Here is a 19,109-nt window from a genome sequence, read left to right as displayed (position 1 = left end):
ACGCCGCGCCGGTCCATGAGAGTAAGCATGTACTCATCTCGCCTTCAAGGCCAAGCCAGGCCGGTTCGTCCCCGGAGCGCCAGAACTCGGCTTCGGGCCGTTGGCCTGTGGTTTCGCGATGACGACCTGCCGGACAAGCCCTCGTTCCGAGCCACTATCCGAACGGGACTGTCGAGCCGGGGGGCGCGAAAGCCGCGACAAGCGTGCGGACCAGGTAGGGGCCGGCGTCAGCGGCGGCCAACCGGTTGGCGTCCACGTCCTCCGCGGCGGCGTGCATGAGCGTGAGCATCACGGTGACGAGCCACGAGCCGGGCAGGTCGTCGCGGAAGACGCCCTCCGCCTGACCGCGCTCCACAAGTTGGCCGACACGCCCGAGGATGCCGTCGTGCACGTCGCGGATGCGCTCGTGCGCCAGCTCACGCGACGCGGCGCCCAGCACGCCACGGTGCTGCTCGATGGTCCGCCACGAGGAGGTCACGAGCGTCGCCAACGCCCCGACCGGGTCACCGGAGAGATCGAGGCCGTCGAACACGGCGTTTGCGTGGCCGATCGTGCGGGCGAGAACGGCTTCGACCAGGTCGGCCCGGGTCTTGAAGTGGCCGTAGAGCGTGATGCGGCCGACGCCGGCCTCGGCCGCGATGTCCGCGATGCTCACGTCCGGGTCGCGCCGCAGGCTACGCGTGGCCGCATCCAGGATCGCCTCCACGTTGCGGCGCGCATCGGCCCGCTGGGCCCGCTGCCCGGTCGAGCCGCTACCGCTCACCGTTGCCCGACCCTCCCAGACGATCATCGATAACCCGTACTCATGGGTTCGAGTTCACGGTAGCGTGCCGAATAACTCGTACAAGCATGTTCAAGTTATGAGGAACCATGCCCCTCAGCCAGCTCTGCGAGAACTGCCACCAACTCATCACGGCCCGAGACGAGCACGACCTCGCGACCATCGCCGAGGCCCACCTCGACACGCATGCCGACGCCGTGATCGCACGGCTCGCGCCCGAACTGATGGACGCGGCTGCGATCGTCGAGGCTCTGACGACCCAGGAGGGGCGCGCCAACCCGTTCCCGCTCTACGAGCGAGCGCTCGAACTCGGCCCGGTCTCGGTCATCGCCGACGGCTGGTATCTGGTTTCCAGCTACGCCGAGGTCAACCGCGTACTGCGCGATTCCCGTTTCGGGATCGCCGAGCCCGACGACGGCTCGACCGAGCACGACGCATTGGCGGCTTTGAACCGGTCGATCCTGCGAGCCAACCCGCCCGAGCACGGCCGGATGCGATCCCTGATCTCCTCGGTGTTCACCCCGCGCCGGGTCGCGGCCCTGCGGCCGGCGATCGAGAACGCGGTCGACCTGCTCCTGGACGGGCTGTCGGGCGCGGGCGCCGCGGGCGCACCCTTCGACTTCATGGAGGAGTTCGCGTTCCAGCTCCCGGTCTCGGTGATCTGCGAGCTGCTCGGCGTACCGTCCTCCGACCGCCACCGGTTCCGGGCGCTGGCCGCGGACCTGACCGTCGCCCTGGAGCTCACGGCCGACCCCGCCGTCCTGGACCCGGCCGGCGCGGCGGCACGGGAGTTGTCCCGCTACTTCCGGGAGCTGATCACCGAGAGCCGCGCCGACCCGGGCGACAACCTCGTCAGTGCCCTGGTCGCCGCCCGCGACGCCGACGATGGCCGGCTTTCCGACGTCGAACTGGTCGCCAACCTGGTCGTCCTCCTGGTCGCGGGATTCGAGACGACCACGAACCTGCTCGGCAACGGCCTCGCGATCCTCTTCGAACGGCCCGGGTTGGCCGCGCGGCTGCGTTCCGGGGACGTCCCGACCGCGGGATTCGTCGAGGAGGTTCTGCGCTACGACTCACCGGTCCAGGCGACCATGCGGGTGGCACGCGCGGATGGCCTGACCGTGGACGGGACACCGGTCCCGAAGGGTGGCCAGCTCCTCCTGCTGATCGGATCGGCCAACCGGGATCCCGACCGCTATCACGACCCCGCCAGCTTCGACCCCATCCGCCCCGGCAGTGCGCCGCTCGCCTTCGGCGCCGGCGCGCACGTCTGCCTTGGCAACAGCCTGGCCCGGCTCGAGGCAGGAACGGCATTCCCCCGGCTACTCGACCGCTTTCCCGACCTGGCGCCCGCTGGAACGCCCACCCGCCGAGACCGCCTCGTCCTGCGCGGCTACGAGATCCTCCCGGTGACCATCACCGCGTGACGAGGCAGGGCGAGCCCGGGACCCGAACCTGACCCAGAGACGTCCTCGATGGGCCAGAAACGTGGCTGCGTCTCCGGTGTCGGCGTCAGGAATCAGCCGGGTCCGTCRCTCGCGGACGCCAACAGCGGCACCACCACATTGCTGACGGGCGTCGGGATGCCATGTGCCCGGCCACGTCGCAGGATGACACCGTTGCGGGTGTTCCATTCGAGCGGCCGGTCGGCTTCACGGTCGGCGAGGATGGAGCTTCCCAGGTCGGCCGGGTTGGCCTGGAAACTGTCGACGATCTCCTGCGGCACCTCGTCGCCCAGGACCGCGCCTTCGGCTCGGGCGACCTCGAGACACTCCCGTAGGTAGTCCAGGGACAACTGGGCGATGTCAGCGCGGCCAAACATGCCGGAACGGCGGCCGCTGAGGGCCATCAGCCCGGCGACCGCGTTCTGAAGCAACTTGCGCCACGCCACGGACGTGAAGTCCACGGCCAGGTGGACCGAGCACTGAGTGCCGCGCAGTGCCTCAAGCACCACGCGGGCCGCCGGTCTGTCCGGCACGGTCAGGCGGGCTTCGCCGCGCAGCCACACCGAACCGTCGGGCCGGACCTGGGCCGGGAACCACACGACAGCGGGCAGTACTGGGCAGTCGGGGACGTGGGGCGCGACGGTCGACTCCTGCTCGACGCCGTTCTGCAGAACGCAGACAATGGTGCCCGGATGGCACAACGCCGCCAACCACGGCGCCGCCGCGTCGACCTGTGTCGACTTGACGGCGAGGAAGACAAGGTCGACCGCCTCTTCGATCTGCGCTGGATCGATCCGCACAGGACCCGGCACGACGACGAGACCTTCGGCATCCTGCAGCACCAGGCGCTCACGAGCCGTGCGGCCACATAGCAGCGGGGTGCGGCCGGCCTTGTGCAGCGCCGCCGCGACCGTGGTGCCGATCGCCCCCGGACCCACAACCGCGACGGTTGGATTCACGGACGTTGTCATCCTTTCTGGATAGTCGATCGCCGCGGGGCCGGTCGAACCCGGCCACGAGGAAGGCCGTCTCGAGCCAGGTGACGGTGTCCCGGCGGTTCCGCCCCGCCCGAAGATCCATCGGGCTGCGATATAACCGAAGCTGGGCGAATCCCACGGCTGCCGACGGGTCGGGGCAATGGGCACGGTGATCCTCACTGGGGGTGGCGTGGTCGAGGTGCCGGCAGGAGTGGCGCCGCTCGACGACTTCGACCCTCGCCGGATCGGGCCCTACGTACTGCTTGGACGGCTGGGCCACGGCGGCATGGGCAGCGTCTACCTGGGGCACCGCGACGACGCCGACCCGAACGGCGGCGGCCCGAACGGCGGCGGCCCGCTCGTCGCGATCAAGGTGATCCGCGGGGACCTGGCGCAGGTTCCCGCGTTCCGTGCCCGCTTCGAGCGGGAGGCCCGGGCAGCGCAGAAGGTCCACCATGCGTTCACGGCCGCGGTGATGGACGTGGATACGGCCGGTAGCCGGCCCTACCTCGTCACCTCCTACATCCAGGGGCCGACGCTGGCAGCCCAGGTTCGTGACGACGGGCCGCTTCCCGCGACGAACCTGGAGTGGCTGGCGGGGGCGATCGCGGGGGCGCTGCGGGCGATCCACGCGGTCGGGGTGATCCACCGGGACCTCAAGCCGGCGAACATCCTGTTGTCGCCCTTCGGCGCCCGAGTGATCGATTTTGGTATCGCCCGCGCGCTTGACGCCACGACGATGGCCACCGAGGGCACGATCGGCACTCCGGCGTTCATGGCACCGGAGCAGGTCCTCGCCCAGGAGGTCACGGCGGCGGCCGACGTCCACGCCTGGGGCGCCGTCCTGGTCTTCGCCGCGACCGGCCACGCCCCGTTCGTCGGCGACACGATTCACACGATCATGCGCCAGGTCGTGGAGGAGACGCCCGACCTCGCCGGTCTTCCCGAGTCGCTGCGTCCGCTCGCCGCTCGCGCCCTGCTGAAGGACCCCGCGGACCGGCCCACCGCCGCGCAGCTCGTCGAGGCGATCCACGACCTCCACGCCGCTACGACGCAGACAGCGCCTCCGGAGCAGGGCTCTGGCCCCGGCACCACCGGGCAGGGCCCGAGTCCCGGCGCGACCATCGAGGCCGATGCGCCGCAGGCCGGGCCGACCGGCGGCGGAGCCGGCCGGGTTGCCAGCACGACCGAGCCGGTCGTCGTTGTCGGCGGAGYCGACCAGGCCGTGGACAACCGGTTCCCGCCGCCGGCTCCTCCACCCTCCAGCCGGCCAACGCACCGCCGCCGCGGGCTCATCACGACGCTCGCCACGGCGCTCGCCGTCGTGATCGCCGTCGTGATCACCTCGGTCGTCCTGACCAGCGGCGGCGGAACCGGCGGCGGCGAGGACGACCCGACGCCCGCGGCCCATTCGCGGGCGACCTCGATCCCGACGGCCACAGGCACCGGTGCCAGCCCTTCGGGCACGGCCTTGCCCTCGCCCTCACCTGAGCCCGCGATCACGACAGCCACGCCCCTCGGCCAGCCCCTGACCGGACCCACCGACTCGGTGACCTCGGCGGTGTTCTCCCCGGACAGCCGCACCCTGGCGGTCGGCAGCGACGACGCCACCGTGCGGCTGTGGGATGTCTCGAACCCGACCCGCCGCAGCCCTCTCGGCCAGCCCCTGACCGGGCCGCCCGGCACCGTGGTGTCGTCCGTGGCGTTCTCCCCGGACGGCCACACACTCGCCGCCGGCGGTGGCGACCGGTTCCACTCGCTGAGCGGTGCGGGCACCGTACGGCTGTGGGACGTGTCGAACCCGGCGAGCCCCAGACCGCTCGGCCAGCTCCCGACGGGCAACGCCGGCTCGGTGTGGTCGGTGGCCTTCTCGCCGGACGGTCACACCCTCGCCGCCGGCAGCGACGACTCCACCGTGCGGCTGTGGGACGTGTCGAACCCGGCGAGCCCCAGGCCGCTCCAGCAGCTCCCGACCAACATCAAGGCCGACGTGGAGTCGGTCGTCTTCTCCCCGGATGGCCGCACGCTCGCCGCCGCGATCGCCATCACGGCCCAGCTATGGGATGTCTCCAATCCGGCGAACCCCACCCATCTCGGCGAGGTGGCCGCGAGCGGCGCCGGCGGGGCGCGAGCGGCGGCGTTCTCCCCGGACAGCCACACGCTCGCCGTCGGCTGGGGCGACGGCGCCGTCCGGTCGTGGAACGTCTCCGACCCGGCGCACCCCACCCAGCTCGGCCAGCCGCTGACCATCCCAGGCGYCAGCGTCACGTCGGTGGCGTTCTCTCCCGACGGCCACGCTCTCGCCGCCGCCACGGTCGGAAGCGGCGGGCACCTGTGGGACATCTCGAACCCGGCGAGCCCCAGGCCCATCGAGTTGTCGCTGGCCGGCTCTCCCATCACCAGGCTTTCCACCGTCGTCTTCTCGCCTGACCGCCGCATCCTGGCGGCCGCCAGCTACGACAACGTAGTGCAGCTGTGGAAACTCAGCTGACTGCGAAGACTTGTTCGGCGGTCAGTCATGCGCAGGTGAGCGGAACCCGCCCCGCTCCTCCTACTGACCGGGCGCAGTGCGGAAAGGCCTTCTTCACCACTTGACGGCACAGGGCGTCAGACCGTCGTCGGCGTGGCGCGGGGCTCGTCGCCGGGGCGCTGGGCCGGAAGCCARGGGGGCTCCCGTAGCACCGGACGTAGGTAGACGTCCGCGGCGCGGCCCTCAACGCACCGGACCATCGCGCCGTACCCCGCGCGGATGCCATCGAACAGGATGCCGCGGTCGCGGGTGAACCGCCCGACCTTGTGTGATCCCGCCGGGCAGACGACGTCGAGCAGTTGGTAGGCCTGACCTGGCGCCGGAGGGGTGGCGGGATCGAGGATTGCCTGCACACGTTCCTGGTCGCGCTGTGCCTCCAGGAATGCCTTCCCCAGGCCAGAACGCATCTTCTCCAGCCGGCGGGCCGCATACTGCTCCACCGGGCCGACGTCGTCCCGGCGGGAGCCCTCCGGCTTGGTACGGAACACGACGATATGGCTCGCGCCATCCTCAATGGCCGTCAGGACGGGATGGGAGAGCAGCACGCCGCCGTCGAGGAGCAGATCGCCGTGGTAGGGCACGGGCGGACCGCCGACAACTGGGAGGCAGGCAGTTGCCCGGAGGACGGTCTTGAGGTCCTCCTTCGAGGCGAACTCGCTGATAGTCCGTGCCTTGATGTCCGGGATGGACGACACCGTCACGTGCAGCTTCAGGCCGGCGTCGAGCACCGCCTGAAAATCGAGCGGGTTGCGCCGCTCCATAATTTCGTCGATGACGAAGTCCAGTGACATCACCGGCTCACGGCGCAGCACGCGGCGCGGGTCAAAGAAGCCGGGTTCGATGAGGTGGTCGTAGTAGCAGGCAAGTGCCTCCCAGCTGGCGCCGGTGACAAAGTAGGCACCATTGAGCGCGCCCGCCGAGAACGCGTACACCGCGTCGAGGCCGGCCGTCAGCCCCATGTCGTTGAGGGCGACCATCATCGCGCCGGAGACGATCCCCCGCATCCCGCCGCCCTCGATCGCCAACGCGACACGATGAGGGTCGGTCCGCGATCCCGGGCGGCTGCCGGCGCGGCGGCGTTCGAGAAGGACATCCACTACGGAATTTCCCACGCCTGTCCCCGTCCCCGCGGCACGTCGCGCCGCCATCTTCAGACCTTTTCTGACACGCGCCGCCTCAATTGACCCAGGCGAGACGAGTCCCGCCGCGGTCTCGCCCGGCGGGCGGGCCAGCCAGCAGTTACGAAGAAGTGCGGCCCGAGCCTAGGAGTCCGACACGGCCGCGTCCACCGTGAACCGACCGCAAGTCCCTCAGTCGACCGGCCGGCACCCTTCTGGGCCGGATCGGCGACCCGTACGGCCCGCCGCCGAGTGACCACACGCTAAGGTCTGAACCGTTGTTGGGTTCAACTGACAGCTCCTGTCGGGGGGAGGCTGGTGTTGCGCCGGCTGAAGGTAATAGATGACTAATCCACCGTCGTCAGCACGGCCCAGTCCAGGCAGACCGGGGCGGCAATCGACGCCTCCCCAGGTGAAACCCGGCCCGTTCCAGGACTTCGTCCTGGAACTGTGGAATTTCCGAGAGTCTTGCGGGTCGCCGCCCTTCCGACAGATGGCCAGCTCCGTGTCGGGCACCAGCAAGGACTCGATGCGACGCGTCGTGGGCAGCGGAAAGCTGGAGCCCTTGGCTCGGGTGCTGGAGTTCGTGAAGGCACTCGACGGCGACGAGTCCTACTGGACCAACCGGTGGAACCAGACCAACGCGGCTCTCCTCCGCGAACGCCGACCAGCCGCGCGGAATCCAGGTCCTCCACCCGCGGGCGCGACGGCGACCCCGTCACCGTCCACCTCGTCGCCGGCCACGCCCTCGCCGCCAGGGCCAGGTACACCGCGCCCTGCAATGTCCAGCGCCGCGAACTCCGACCTGGCGTCCGGCCCAGTCGCGCACCCGTCCTCAGCCACGCCGCCAGAGGCGATGTCCACGCCGTCGCCGGCCACGCCCTCGCCGGCCGAGCCGAACGCACCGCCCTCAGCGGTCTACGGGACGCCGAACTCACGCTCCACGACCGACCCGAGCGCTCAGCCGTCCCCGGTGTCGGCGCCGTCCTCGCCCGTGCTGTTCACGCCCTCTCCGGTGGAGACGCACGCTCCGACCTGGAAGCCCGCGACGCCCGACCAGACGCCCGGACCGGACCMGCGCCCAGGCGGCCCACCGACGCCCTCCCCTCCGTGGGTCGARCCGTCGTCCGAGGCCAGGGAGGTCGCGGACAAACTCGCCAGGACGGTCCTGGGTCAGTGGACGAAGGAACTAGATCTTCGGCGGATCTGGGATCCCGCACCTCTTCCCGTCTCCTGGATGGAGGCTCCGCCAGACCTGGTGGAGCGCTGGGAGCACATCGACAGCGCCCTGCGCCAGCTGCGAACGGAAGGGGCGCGAGGGGAACGGCTTGCGGCCGTCGCGCCGCCATGGCTCGCCGGCGGCGACACCCAGATCGCCGACATCTTCAACACGCTTCCGACGCGGCGCCTAGTGGTGCTGGGCGATCCGGGCTCGGGCAAGTCGATCCTGCTCGGCCGCCTGGTCGTCGACCTGCTCAGGGAGCGCCGGCCCGGTGGCGCGGTGCCCGTGATCGTGTCGGCGGCCTCCTGGAACCCGACGGCTCAGGATCTGTGGCCCTGGTTGACCGGCAGGCTGGTCGCCGCGTACCCGGGCCTGGGCCGGCCGATGCCGGGCCAGCACTTCGTCCGGCGTTCACACCGCGTCCGCGAGGTGGACGCGCTGCGCGAAGCGAACCTGCTGGTACCGGTCCTCGACGGCCTCGACGAGATCCCTGGCCGAGTCCAGGCACAGGCCATCGCGAAGATCAACGAGGCGTTGCCCCCCGAGGACGGCATCGTCGTCTCCTGCCGCGTCTCGGAATTCCGCAGCGCCCTGCGCGCGGCGCCCAAGCTACGGAACGCGTTCGGCATCACCCTGCGCGATCTTGAGCCGGACGCTGTCAGGAACTACCTCGAACACGACGCCGGAGACGACCGGTGGGATCCGATCATTCCCGTCCTCGGTGGCAGTTCGCCGGTCGCGCAGGTGCTGCGGGTCCCGCTGTACGTCAGCCTGGCACGCACCATCTACAACCCCCATTCCGGAAACCTCGGGGCTGGCGCGGCCGGGCGGCCGACTGGCGTGGGCCGGAGTCCGGGTGAGGCGCCTCGCGGAGGCCTGCCGGACCCGGAGGAGCTCCTCGACGAGGAACGCTTCCAGACGCCGGACAAGGTGAAGGACCATCTCTTCCGCGCCTTCATCCCGGCGGCCTATCGCCGCACGACACCATCGCCGGGCCCGCGGGGCCCGACGCCGGCCGGCAGATGGTCCCGACGCATAGGCGGCCCCGGGCGTTATACAGCCGAGCAGGCCGAACGGTGGCTGACCTATCTCGCCAGGCACCTGAAGCGCAACGCGGACAACGTGACCGACCTGGACTGGTGGGATATCCGGCGAGCTGTGCCGCGGCCGCTGGCCGGGGCTGTCGTGGGTGCCATCTGCGGTCTCGCCACAGGGCTCGTCGCCCTCACCGACCCTCGGCTCGGCGTCGGCCTGGGAGTGGGGATGCTCACGGCGCTGGCCGTAGCCCTCCCTGTGCGGTTTCTCGCCGATCGGCGCCGCTCCGAGGCGGCTGGGAGCCACCCAAACGGGCGGATCCCGCTGCGGAAGGACCGCACACTGGCCAGCAGCCTCGTCTGTGGCGTCGTGGGCGGCCTGGCCGGCGGAGTCCTCGGCGGCGCCGCCARCATGGTCGGCATAGGCACGGCATCCGGACTGCTCAGCGCGACCGCCGGGGCTCTCGCGGTCGGCCTTGGGATCGGCGCGAGCGGCGGGCGGCTGGGCGGTGCGCTGGGTGCAACGGCGGGAGGGTGCGCCACCGCGCTCACGGCGGGTGTCGGTCAGGGCGTGCTCCCCGCGATCATCGACGGGCTCGCGATCGCGCTGGGCGCCGGGTTCGCGGTCGGGGTCGGCGGGGCCGATGAGCCCGCCGAGAAGCTGCGCTGGTCCTCGGCTGRCCTTGTGGGCGGCCTCGCCATCGGGGCGGGTGTCGGGGTGGGCGCCGTCCTGGGGCTCGGTGCGAGCCTGTTCAACGGCCTCATCGCCGGCCTGACGGCTGGCGTCGCGGCCGGCCTGGCGACGGGGATGCGCGGCGCGGCACCCACGGATCTGACGTTGGCGGCCGGGCCCAGGACGCTGTATGCCCGTGACCGGAAGACCTTCGCGGTCGTCACGACCATCTTCGGCGTCACCATGGTCTTCGGCACCTATGTGCCTGAGGGCTACAACGTGAGCCTCGGCGCCGCCTTCGCGGGCGCCCTGACCATAGGGCTCACCGGCGGCTTCCTCCATGCCTGCTGGGGGACGTTCGCGATCGCGCGTGCCTGGCTCGCGATACGCGGCGAGCTTCCTTGGGACCTGATGGGATTCCTCACCGACGCCCACGAGCAGCGAGGCGTGCTGCGCCAGGCCGGCGCCCATTACCAGTACCGTCACGCCGAGCTCCAGCGCCACCTCGCCGAGCGCGCCGACCACTGACCCACGCGCTGGTCGCCGAGCACGCCGGCGGCCGAGCGCGCCCGGGCCGCCCGGCGCATGCCGCCGTCGCCCGCACCCGCGCCGCACACATACGCCCAGGTCGCGTGGCCTCGCGACCGGAGGGCCACGCCAGAGCCGCCGGCGAGCGCGCCCCCCCCCACCCCGCGCCGCGGCGTCCGCGTCCGCGTCCGCGCCACCCGAGGTTGGCGCAGGGCGTGCGCCAACCTCGCCCATCAATGTGTGCGCCATTCTGCGTTTGAGCGCGCCATGAGACAACCATTGCCTTTCGCGAACCCACTTCTAACAATTCTGGTCATGCACCACGCCGCCGGCACGTCCCCACCCTGCCCGCACCGGGCAAGAGAAAGGGTGATGACCATGGAAACCTACGACTAAGAGACGGCCGGCGCACCCGACCACTCTGAGAAACGGGGGGCGGGCGGCGCCGGGAGACCCACGTCTTCCGGCGCCGCCCGTGGTCTTCCTGAAGGTCTCGGCTCGGGCAGCGCGACGAAAATCCTCACGAGAAAAAGCCATCCTTTCCTGGACCGCCTCACCATTCTTCCCCCGTCGACCCTTTGTTTAGGAGGAGATGTGGCCGACAACCTCCGGCAGACCCGATATGCCCGTCCGGGCCGGTCCCGGCGCAGGGGCGGGTCGTGGCTCCTTCTCGCGGGCGTTCTCGCCGTCGTCCTGGGCGTGGGCTGGTTCGTCCTCGCGCCAGCCGGCACACCGCCGCCCGCGATCGCCGCGGCACCGCACGCGAGCCGTCTCCTTCCGAACGTCTCAGGGGACCCGCTGGGGCCGCTGCCCGGGTGCGACGGCGAGGTCACGATTCCCGCCATCCTGCTGTTCGACCTGGACTCGGCGCGGCTCCGTCCCGAGGCGGGCGCGACGCTGCGCGACTGGGCCAGCGCCCACCAGTGCGGCGACCGCCCCATCACGGTGAGCGGCTACGCGGACGGGCTTGGCGACGACAACCCCGGCTACCTGCTCGATCTGTCCCGGCAGCGGGCATCCGCCGTCGCCGACGCGCTCGTCGACGGCGGCCTCGAGCGGGCCCGCATCACCGTGCGGGGCCACGGCGCCGAGGGCGCACCCCCACACATCGCCGCGCCCGAGTTCCGGCGCGTGATCATCAGGATTGGTTGATCGACATGGAAATCACGCGAGGTGCTCGTCCTCTGCGGTCGGCCGTCGGCCTGGCCCTGTCAGCCGTCATCACGCTGACCGGCGTGGGCTGCGCGAGCCACGGCAACACCCACACTGCCGTCGACGACTGCTCGGCGTACCAGGACCCCTACAGCCGGGCGCCGAGCGGAGTGGCGCCCTCCCTCCAGGTGATCGCCGTGGATGTGCCCGACAACGGCGAGGGCATGGAGCAGACGGTGCTCGACGTCACCAAGCCGATCATGGCGGACGCGCTCGAGCACGGGGCCTTCGTCCACCTCCTGACCAGCGGCGGTGTCGACCAGGAGATCAGGACATCGCCCTGCATGGCMGGGATCAACGGCTCCCAGTTCCTCATCGCGTCGGGCTCGCGGGCRCACGACCGGGCGGACTGGACGGACAAGGGAGACGAACTGGCCGTCATCGCGGGCGCCTTCACTCGGGAGCAGCCCGTCTCCCCGCATGGCAGCCTCACCAGGGTTCTCGCGGTCGTCGGTGGCGTCGTGCGCGACGCCCGGGCGTCCGGAAAGGTCGGCGACATCGACGTCACCGTCGTCACCAACCTTCTCGGTAACACCACGGCCGAGGACTGCCTGAGCATGGACAACATGACATTCCGACCCGACATCGCTGAAAAGATTGTGGACCGCTGTTTCACCTCCGGCCAGGTGGGGGCGTTCGACGGTATTCATTCGCTTCGTTTCGCCGGGGTCGGTGGCTACGCGCGCACGACGAATCAGGTACTTCTCGCCGAAAGTGTCGCCGAAGCACTCGGTCCCCGTCTCAGCCCCATGTTCAGGCAGGGAGCACAGTGATGGGCCAGGAAATCGTAGGTGCGTCGCACCCGTCCTCCGCCACGTCGACGATGACCATCGAGGACCACCGCGGGCCCGCCGCGGGGATCCTTTCCGACGACGCAGGCGCCGCCGGACCGCCAGAGGGTCGCTCGGGTCGCCTGCGCGAGCCCTGGGAGCACCACCTCAGGCCGCAGTATCTGCGCAGTCGGCACCCCCTGGCCGCGACCGTCGCCCTCGTCGTCGCCTCGGTCGTGTGCCTCCAGTTCATCGCCTCCGACGCGGTCGAGCGCCTCGCGCTGGGCATGTCCCTGCTTCTGTGCACCGCCGGCGCGACCCTGGCGGGCAACGCGGGCGGGCTCGAGCGTTACCGGACCGCTCTTGCCCGGGTCATCCGAACCAGCCGCGACCTGGAGCAGCGCCGGAAGGCATTGGAACTGCTCCCGCCTCGGTTCGTCGTCCGCCGCCGCAAGGTCGTCGCCGGAGCATGTGTGGCTCTCGGCGCCCTGGCGCTCGTGGTCGCCGCCTGGCGCACCGACGTCCACGACGACGCCTTCGCCCTGGTGATCGCGGCGCTGACGGTGCTCAGCTGCTCGGCGCTGGGCTGGTACCTCGGCTCGCTCATGCGCCCACTCGACTGATCGCCCTTCGTCCTCGGAGGAGGAGCAACTCATGAAACTGCTGTCCCCCAGGCACCGCCTGCGCCCCGAAAAGGTGGCCAAGACCGCACTTCGCGGCATCGAGAGGACTATTGCCAGTCCCGATGCCAGGCCCGGCCTGGTCGACGGGCAACGCGATATCGCTCTGGCCCAGATCGACTCCGGAACGCATCAGCGGACCGGGCCGCATGACGTGAAACGCGCCGAGCTTGACGCCCAGATCAGCAGGAACGCCCGACGTCGAACCGCCAAGCTCGCCGTCATCAGATCGCGACGGGAACAGGCGAACAGGCAGTACGACGCGGAGCGATCCCATGCCGACGACTGGCGGCTAGCCGGACTCGGCTGGCGGTTCACCTCCGTCCGTACCTCCGGATGGCTGCGCGTCCTGCTGCTCATGTTCCTGGCGGCGCTGGACTTCAAGGTGTTCGCCGACGCCTGGGCCTACGTCAACCGCGCCGAGTCGGGCCTGGTGCACTATCTGCTGGGCGGCGGAGTCGGGCTGGGCGTGTTCGTCGTCGGCATGGCGTTGGCCCACGGGCTGAGCCAGGTGTTCCTCGACCGCGCGCAGCGCGGCTTGCTGGAAGACGCCGACGCGGGCCTCGTGCATCTGGACGAGGATCTGCGCCGCCGGCTCGTCCTGGCGCGGCCGGTACTTGGGCGGGTCGTGATCACGGGGGTCATCTTCATGGTTCTCGTGCTGCTCGGGATGCTCGTGCGGATGGGCGCCGACCTGAACAGCGCCGACCGGCCCGCCGTCATCATGCAGGCACTGATCCCGCTCGTCGGCGTGGCGGCCGAGTTCTGGCTGACCGACCCGCTGGACCGTCCGGAGCGCCTCGCCGGCCACAGGGAACGCAGGCTGGCCGGTCCGGGATGGCTCGAGCAGCTGCGCGTCAACGCCCGCACCCGCGAGGAGACGAAGATCGTCGCTATCGCGACGGAGGGTGAAGACGCCAAGAACGTCCAGCGCGCGACCTACGGACACGCTCGTGACCTCGTCTGGGTGGCGCAGACCGACGCCGGTGTCATCGACCTCGAACCGCTTGACGTGCACCAGTCCGGCCCACACCCGTCAGCCATCAGCCGGCCGGAGCCGTGGGCTCGCCGGCACACCGACTAACCCGGCCGGCGGCGACGCCGGAAGGTATGCGCGGCCGGTGGCGCCCAGCGCTGGGTGCGCCACCGGCCCGCGGCCCAGTGACTGACTCGTCGCCGCCGCCCGGGCGACCGTTGCCGACAGGACCTCGGAGCCTAGAAGATGACGCTCACTCAGCCCCTTTCACCGCTCTATCTGACGCTGACCGTGTTGGGGCTCGTGATGTCGGCGCGAATGATCCCCGGGCTCCTGCTCGGCCGTGGGCTGGGCTCGCTGCTTCTGCCACGAGGCCTGCTGCGTGCGTTGGTCCTCCTTCTGGTGTTCGCGGCGCTGACCAGTGTCGCGGTCAGGGCCGCGAGCGACACGGCGATGACTACCAAAACCGACAGAAGTCCACGGCAGATCTACGTCGCCGACAGCAACATCTTCATGAACCGGCCCAAGGGCGCTGCCGCGCCCTGCGTGGCCCTGATCGAGAGCGCCTACCTGGAGAACCCGGCCGTCTACCTGTACATCCACCAGGTGGTGATTCTTCAGGAGGCACTGACGTCCGTGAACGACCCGGACGGGGTTCAGAGGTCGAGGCTCGACTTGGTGGCTGGCTACCGTCGCATCCCGGTCGCCACGCCGCCACCCGCGGGTGATCTGGAAACGGTCTCCAGGATGTTCGACCTCAACGAGCGTTTCAACCTCAATGATCTGACGCTCCTGGAGACCGCCCTCCGGCGCGGAGTCCCTCTCCTGACCACGAATACAAAGATGCGTGGCCAGATCGATGGTCATGCCTCACGGAGGCAGCGGTACGGCGGCGTACGGCTTGTGGACCCCTGCCCCGGCCTTACATAGCCCGCGGGCCGCGGATGCCGGAAATCAATGACTGACGATAGGGCTGACCCACCGGTCCGCGGCCGAAGGTCTTACGAATCCGACCTCGACAGGGCGCTCTGTCGTGCCGTCGAGACACCACCACGCGTGAACGGCGGGACGCCCGCGGGAGACCTCTCTCGTCTCTGGCACCAACCGCCGAACCACGCGTCAATCCGACCCGCCGCGGGGAGACAATGATCAGTAGATGGCCAGTGGTGGCCGCCATCGACTTCGGTACCCACAGCACTGGCTTCGCCTGGACCGAGGTCACCGAGGAGAACCGCGACCCGCGCCACCGCCGCCCGCTCGCCCGGTTCACCTGGCCGGGGGCACCGCACGGCGCGAACTTCCCCAAGGACCTGTCCGCGCTACTCCTGGGCGCGAACGGCGAGGTAGTCGCCTGGGGGCATGAGGCGAGGCGAGAGTGGGTCGACCGGGTGGAGACCGGCCACCACGGCCACGCCTACATCACCGGGTTGAAGATGGCCCTCAAGGCAGATGCCTACCACGGCCCCAGGCAACCAGGAACCGGCGCCTGGACCGTTGACACCCCGGCAGCGGCGTTTCCCCTTGTCGTCGCCTCGCTGCGCCGGATGTTCCAGCTCGCACTCGACGACATCCAGAAATGCGGATATCGCGAGGACCAGATCCGCTGGTGCCTGACCGTCCCGGCGATCTGGGACGACGCGGAGAAGCAACTCATGCGCGACGCCGCGCGCGCGGCGGGTATGCCAGCCGACCAGGAGCGTCTGCTGTTCGCGATCGAGCCCGAGGTGGCCGCGCTGCACTGCCAGATCCATCTGGCAAGAGTGTTCGGCACCCCGGACGAAACGGCCGACGTCACCGACATCGGCAGTCGTTTCCTGGTGGTCGACTGCGGCGGCGGTACCGTCGACATCACCTCCTACCGGGTGGACACCAGCCCCGACGGACAACCTCAACTCAGCCAGTTGAGCCGGGCGACCGGGGGCAGGCTCGGTTCCGAGTACATCGACGAGGAGTTCGTCAACAAGGTGCTTGTTAACCGCCTCGGCGGCTTGGAGGTGATCGACCGGATCCGCGCCCGATCCCCGCGAGCGCTGCTCGAGATCCTCCAGGCATGGGAGGGGGTCAAAAACTCCATGACCGCCCACCTCGACGAATCCAGCGACGGGGTCGTGGTCGATCGCGACGTGCTGCTGCCCCTTCCCGGCGAGGTGCGGGACCTGCTGGACGAGGTCGCGCTGGAACGCATCGCCGCGTTGCCCGGCGGCCGCAACCGGATCCAGGTGTCCGCTGAGGAGACCCGAACGCTGTTTGAGTCCGTCGTCGGGCCCATCGTCGTACTGGTGCGCGACCACCTCGCCGAGATGGTCGCGCACGACGGCCCCGCGACGGCTCCGGAGCACCTGCTGCTTGTCGGCGGCCTGTCCGAGTCGCACTACCTCCAAGCCCGGCTGCTGCGAGAGTTCGGCGACACAGTTCGGATCATCGTGCCCCCACAGCCGTCGGCCGCCGTGCTGTTCGGGGCCGTGCACTTCGGCTATGAGCCGGAGATCATTCGTATGCGGCGCACCCGGTACACCTACGGCTGTGCCTCCGGCCAGCAGTATGACCCGGCGCATGACCCGGTGGACCGATGGTTCCAGGACGACCGCGGGCGCGACATGTGCCGTGGCCGGTTCGACATCTTCGTCCGCAACGGCGATGAGCTCGCGCCTGGCCAGGAGATCACTCACCGGTTCGTGCCGAACTACCGCGCCGAGAAGCGCGCCAGCTTTGGCTTCTACCGGACACAGAGCCGGACACCGCGGTACGTCGACGAGCCCGGCTGCGAAACGATCGGCGAGCTGTCCCTCGAATACGGCGAGKAGATGATGGCCCTGCCCTTCGAGCGGCGTGGGCTGACCGTGCGACTGCGGTTCGGCGAGACCGAGATCCGTGTCATTGGCGCGACTACCGACACGGGCCTAGAAGCGATCATCACCCTGCGGCTCGACACGGCATATTGATCATGTGCGCGAGATCGGTGTCTCGTCAGGAGCCTGCAGGGACCCTGTCGACATGGCGCTGGCGCACTTGCGGATCAGTGACGGCCACACATCATGATCGCCATGCTCGGACAGTTCAGGGTCGCCCGAACCATGTCCGTTTCGATCACCGAATCGTGATCATTGAAGGTCCCGCGAACAGGTGGTGTGTGGGCGTGGCAGGGATCGAACCTGCGACCGCTCGCTTGTAAGGCCGAAGCCTGCGAGCGCTGTCCTGACCAGCCTTTTCGCACCACCCGCGCGAACGAAGACGCAACAGGCGAATTGTCTTCGGATAGGGTAGCAGGTCCCAGCCATCTGTCGCGCGCCGCTCACTCCTGCAAGCAATCGCTTGCAGGAGTGCGCAAGCATCGCTCACTTGCCAGCGCCTCGATGCTCCCTCGGTAGCCCGCACGCACGCGCACCCGCCGTCACGCTGAGTAGCCAGACAAGTCATTGATGGTGTCAGCCGTAGGTCACGCTCCAGCAAGGCGAGTACCGCGCTGGCCGAGGTTCGAGTCAGGTCAGAACGTGAATCGGTCCCATTACAGACGTCAACCGCAGGCGTGAGATGATCGGCACGTGAAGCAGGCTTTCCGCGCATGGTACCCGCTCGATGACGAGGAAAAGAAGGAAATTTACAAGTCAGGGATTGTAGTCCTTGATACGAATGTTCTCCTAGAATTATACCGATTCTCGACCGAAACGCGAGATGAGGTACTTACGGTTCTCGCCAAGGTTCAAGACCGACTCTGGATTCCATATCAAGTCGCGCTCGAATTTCATCGAAACCGGCTCGTGACGATGGGAAACGCGGGGAAAGAGGCGACTGAACTTTTCAGGGAAATCGCCAGCTCCGAGAGCAACGTAATCGAGAAGTTCCGGACAGCTGCAAAGCGGCGCGGGATTCGTGACCTAGACGAGTCGCGAATCGCAGCTAGCTTTGACGCGCTACGTTCGCTTGCCGGCGAGCTTGGGCCACAAGAGCCGTTCGAGCTTCCAGACAGCGCAAGTGATGATGCGATACTGAGCCGAATTACAGACCTGTTCGATGGCAGGGTTGGCCAAGAATTTGACTCTGACCGGCTAGCACGTGAATCAACAACGGGAACCAAGCGCCTGGCCGCCAAGATTCCTCCCGGGTATGCGGATACTAAAGAGAAGGGAGTTGACGCATCGCTAGGTGACTACTTTGCGTGGCGTCAGATCCTCGATGAAGTCCAGCGTGAGCCACGCAGTGTGCTTCTAGTGACGAACGATCAGAAAGAGGACTGGTACCAGAGAATCAAGGGAAAAATCTTGGGTCCCCGACCCGAACTGTCGGCAGAAATCATGAAGGTCGCCGGGGTGCGACTCCATCTTGCTACGACGCAGACGTTCCTAAGTCAGGCAAAAAGATATCTCGATGTATCAGTCAGCGATCGCGCGGTTGATGAAGCAGCAGCGGAGTCCGAGCCTGGAAGGCCCGATTTTGATAGGGTTGTGGCAGACCTCTTAGCAGAAACTGGGCGAGCTCATAGGGGTCCCTCCGCAGGATTGGAGCGATATCGCGCATTTGAGTCTCTATGCATGAACGCTCTGAGGGAACTTGGATGGCTCGCGACATCGACAGGGCGAGGAGACTATGACGCCGAGGTTCCGCTCRCCACACCGGACGGGAATCCGGCGGGGCGCATAATATTTGACTTTTCCACCATAGAGGCCTTCCGGGGAAACTCCGGAGCCAGGGGCCGAGTTGTTCGACTTGAAGAGCGAATGCGGAATATGGTCGACCGGTACCCATATCCGGTCGTCCTCGTGAATCCCGGACCTGATCCGATTACTTTCCAGACACCTCCCAGCGGGAGGTATTCATGCCCTTGGGGCGACTACCCTCGCTTTCAGTCGATTACACTGAGAAATCTCTTGACCGGCTCTTTTGATCTTCCCGTTGAGGGGATCGTTCCAGCCGAGTAATGCTCGCACGATGTGCTAGTAGCCGGGAGTCTTCCCGGCCCACTGCTCGGCCTCATTGATAAGGATGCGGCGCTGGTCTGACCGGTGGGGTAGCGGGTAGCGGCAGGAGTCGGGGCACGTGGCCCCACGCAAGCCATTCGGTGGGCTTCCGCCGCGTGACCGCTACCCGCTACGTCGGGCCATTGTTGCAGCGTGTCGGGGGTAGAGGGTGTAGCGGCGGGTGTAGCGCCGCCGCTACACCCTCGCC

General features: G+C 68.8%; 13 protein-coding genes. 10 read left to right on the top strand and 3 right to left on the bottom strand.

Features of this window, described 5'->3' with window-relative positions; translation table 11 throughout:
* Positions 1-154: 154 nt before the first annotated feature.
* Entirely contained in the window at positions 155-763 is a 609-nt protein-coding gene (locus tag BCD49_RS18505; RefSeq protein WP_027141308.1) for a TetR/AcrR family transcriptional regulator, read from the bottom strand.
* A gap of 242 nt (positions 764-1,005) precedes the next feature.
* Here BCD49_RS18505 and BCD49_RS18500 point away from each other — a divergent pair, with 242 nt between their 5' ends.
* Positions 1,006-2,208, top strand: a complete 1,203-nt coding sequence (locus tag BCD49_RS18500; protein WP_027141309.1) for a cytochrome P450 — start codon at positions 1,006-1,008, stop codon at positions 2,206-2,208.
* Positions 2,209-2,300: 92 nt separating this feature from the next.
* On the opposite strand, the gene BCD49_RS18495 is transcribed toward BCD49_RS18500, so the two are convergent.
* Complete coding sequence (locus BCD49_RS18495) at positions 2,301-3,197, bottom strand: oxidoreductase (protein ID WP_007510453.1); 897 nt, start codon at positions 3,195-3,197, stop codon at positions 2,301-2,303.
* 166 nt (positions 3,198-3,363) lie between these two features.
* Here BCD49_RS18495 and BCD49_RS18490 point away from each other — a divergent pair, with 166 nt between their 5' ends.
* The gene (locus tag BCD49_RS18490) at positions 3,364-5,694 is read left to right on the top strand and encodes a WD40 repeat domain-containing serine/threonine protein kinase (RefSeq protein ID WP_071041727.1); all 2,331 of its coding nucleotides are present in this window, start codon (positions 3,364-3,366) and stop codon (positions 5,692-5,694) included.
* Positions 5,695-5,810: 116 nt separating this feature from the next.
* On the opposite strand, the gene BCD49_RS18485 is transcribed toward BCD49_RS18490, so the two are convergent.
* The gene (locus tag BCD49_RS18485; protein WP_083401543.1) at positions 5,811-6,881 is read right to left on the bottom strand and encodes a patatin-like phospholipase family protein; all 1,071 of its coding nucleotides are present in this window, start codon (positions 6,879-6,881) and stop codon (positions 5,811-5,813) included.
* Positions 6,882-8,088: 1,207 nt separating this feature from the next.
* Here BCD49_RS18485 and BCD49_RS18475 point away from each other — a divergent pair.
* From BCD49_RS18475 to BCD49_RS43160, 8 genes are all read left to right on the top strand, one after another.
* Positions 8,089-10,308, top strand: coding sequence for an NACHT domain-containing protein (locus tag BCD49_RS18475; RefSeq protein ID WP_071041725.1), 2,220 nt, complete (start codon positions 8,089-8,091; stop codon positions 10,306-10,308).
* Positions 10,309-10,902: 594 nt separating this feature from the next.
* Positions 10,903-11,460: an OmpA family protein gene (locus tag BCD49_RS18470; protein WP_007510446.1), complete on the top strand. Its 558-nt coding sequence runs from the start codon at positions 10,903-10,905 to the stop codon at positions 11,458-11,460.
* Positions 11,461-11,465: 5 nt separating this feature from the next.
* Positions 11,466-12,293, top strand: a complete 828-nt coding sequence (locus tag BCD49_RS18465; protein ID WP_007510444.1) for a hypothetical protein — start codon at positions 11,466-11,468, stop codon at positions 12,291-12,293.
* On the top strand, positions 12,293-12,913 hold the full coding sequence (locus BCD49_RS18460) for a hypothetical protein (protein ID WP_007510442.1): 621 nt from the start codon (positions 12,293-12,295) through the stop codon (positions 12,911-12,913). Before BCD49_RS18465 ends, BCD49_RS18460 begins: the two co-directional genes overlap by 1 nt.
* A gap of 31 nt (positions 12,914-12,944) precedes the next feature.
* Positions 12,945-14,054, top strand: coding sequence for a hypothetical protein (locus BCD49_RS18455; RefSeq protein WP_007510440.1), 1,110 nt, complete (start codon positions 12,945-12,947; stop codon positions 14,052-14,054).
* Positions 14,055-14,192: 138 nt separating this feature from the next.
* On the top strand, positions 14,193-14,876 hold the full coding sequence (locus BCD49_RS18450) for a hypothetical protein (RefSeq protein ID WP_007510439.1): 684 nt from the start codon (positions 14,193-14,195) through the stop codon (positions 14,874-14,876).
* 236 nt (positions 14,877-15,112) lie between these two features.
* A complete protein-coding gene (locus tag BCD49_RS18445; protein WP_071041724.1) occupies positions 15,113-16,888 on the top strand; it encodes an Hsp70 family protein in 1,776 nt (591 codons plus the stop codon).
* A gap of 600 nt (positions 16,889-17,488) precedes the next feature.
* A complete protein-coding gene (locus BCD49_RS43160; protein WP_131803500.1) occupies positions 17,489-18,862 on the top strand; it encodes a PIN-like domain-containing protein in 1,374 nt (457 codons plus the stop codon).
* The last annotated feature ends 247 nt before the right edge of the window (positions 18,863-19,109 follow it).

The organism is Pseudofrankia sp. EUN1h (genome assembly GCF_001854645.1).
GTDB lineage: Bacteria > Actinomycetota > Actinomycetes > Frankiales > Frankiaceae > Pseudofrankia > Pseudofrankia saprophytica.
The sequence above is the reverse complement of the archived record's forward strand: the minus strand, read 5'-3'. Positions and strand labels throughout refer to the sequence as shown.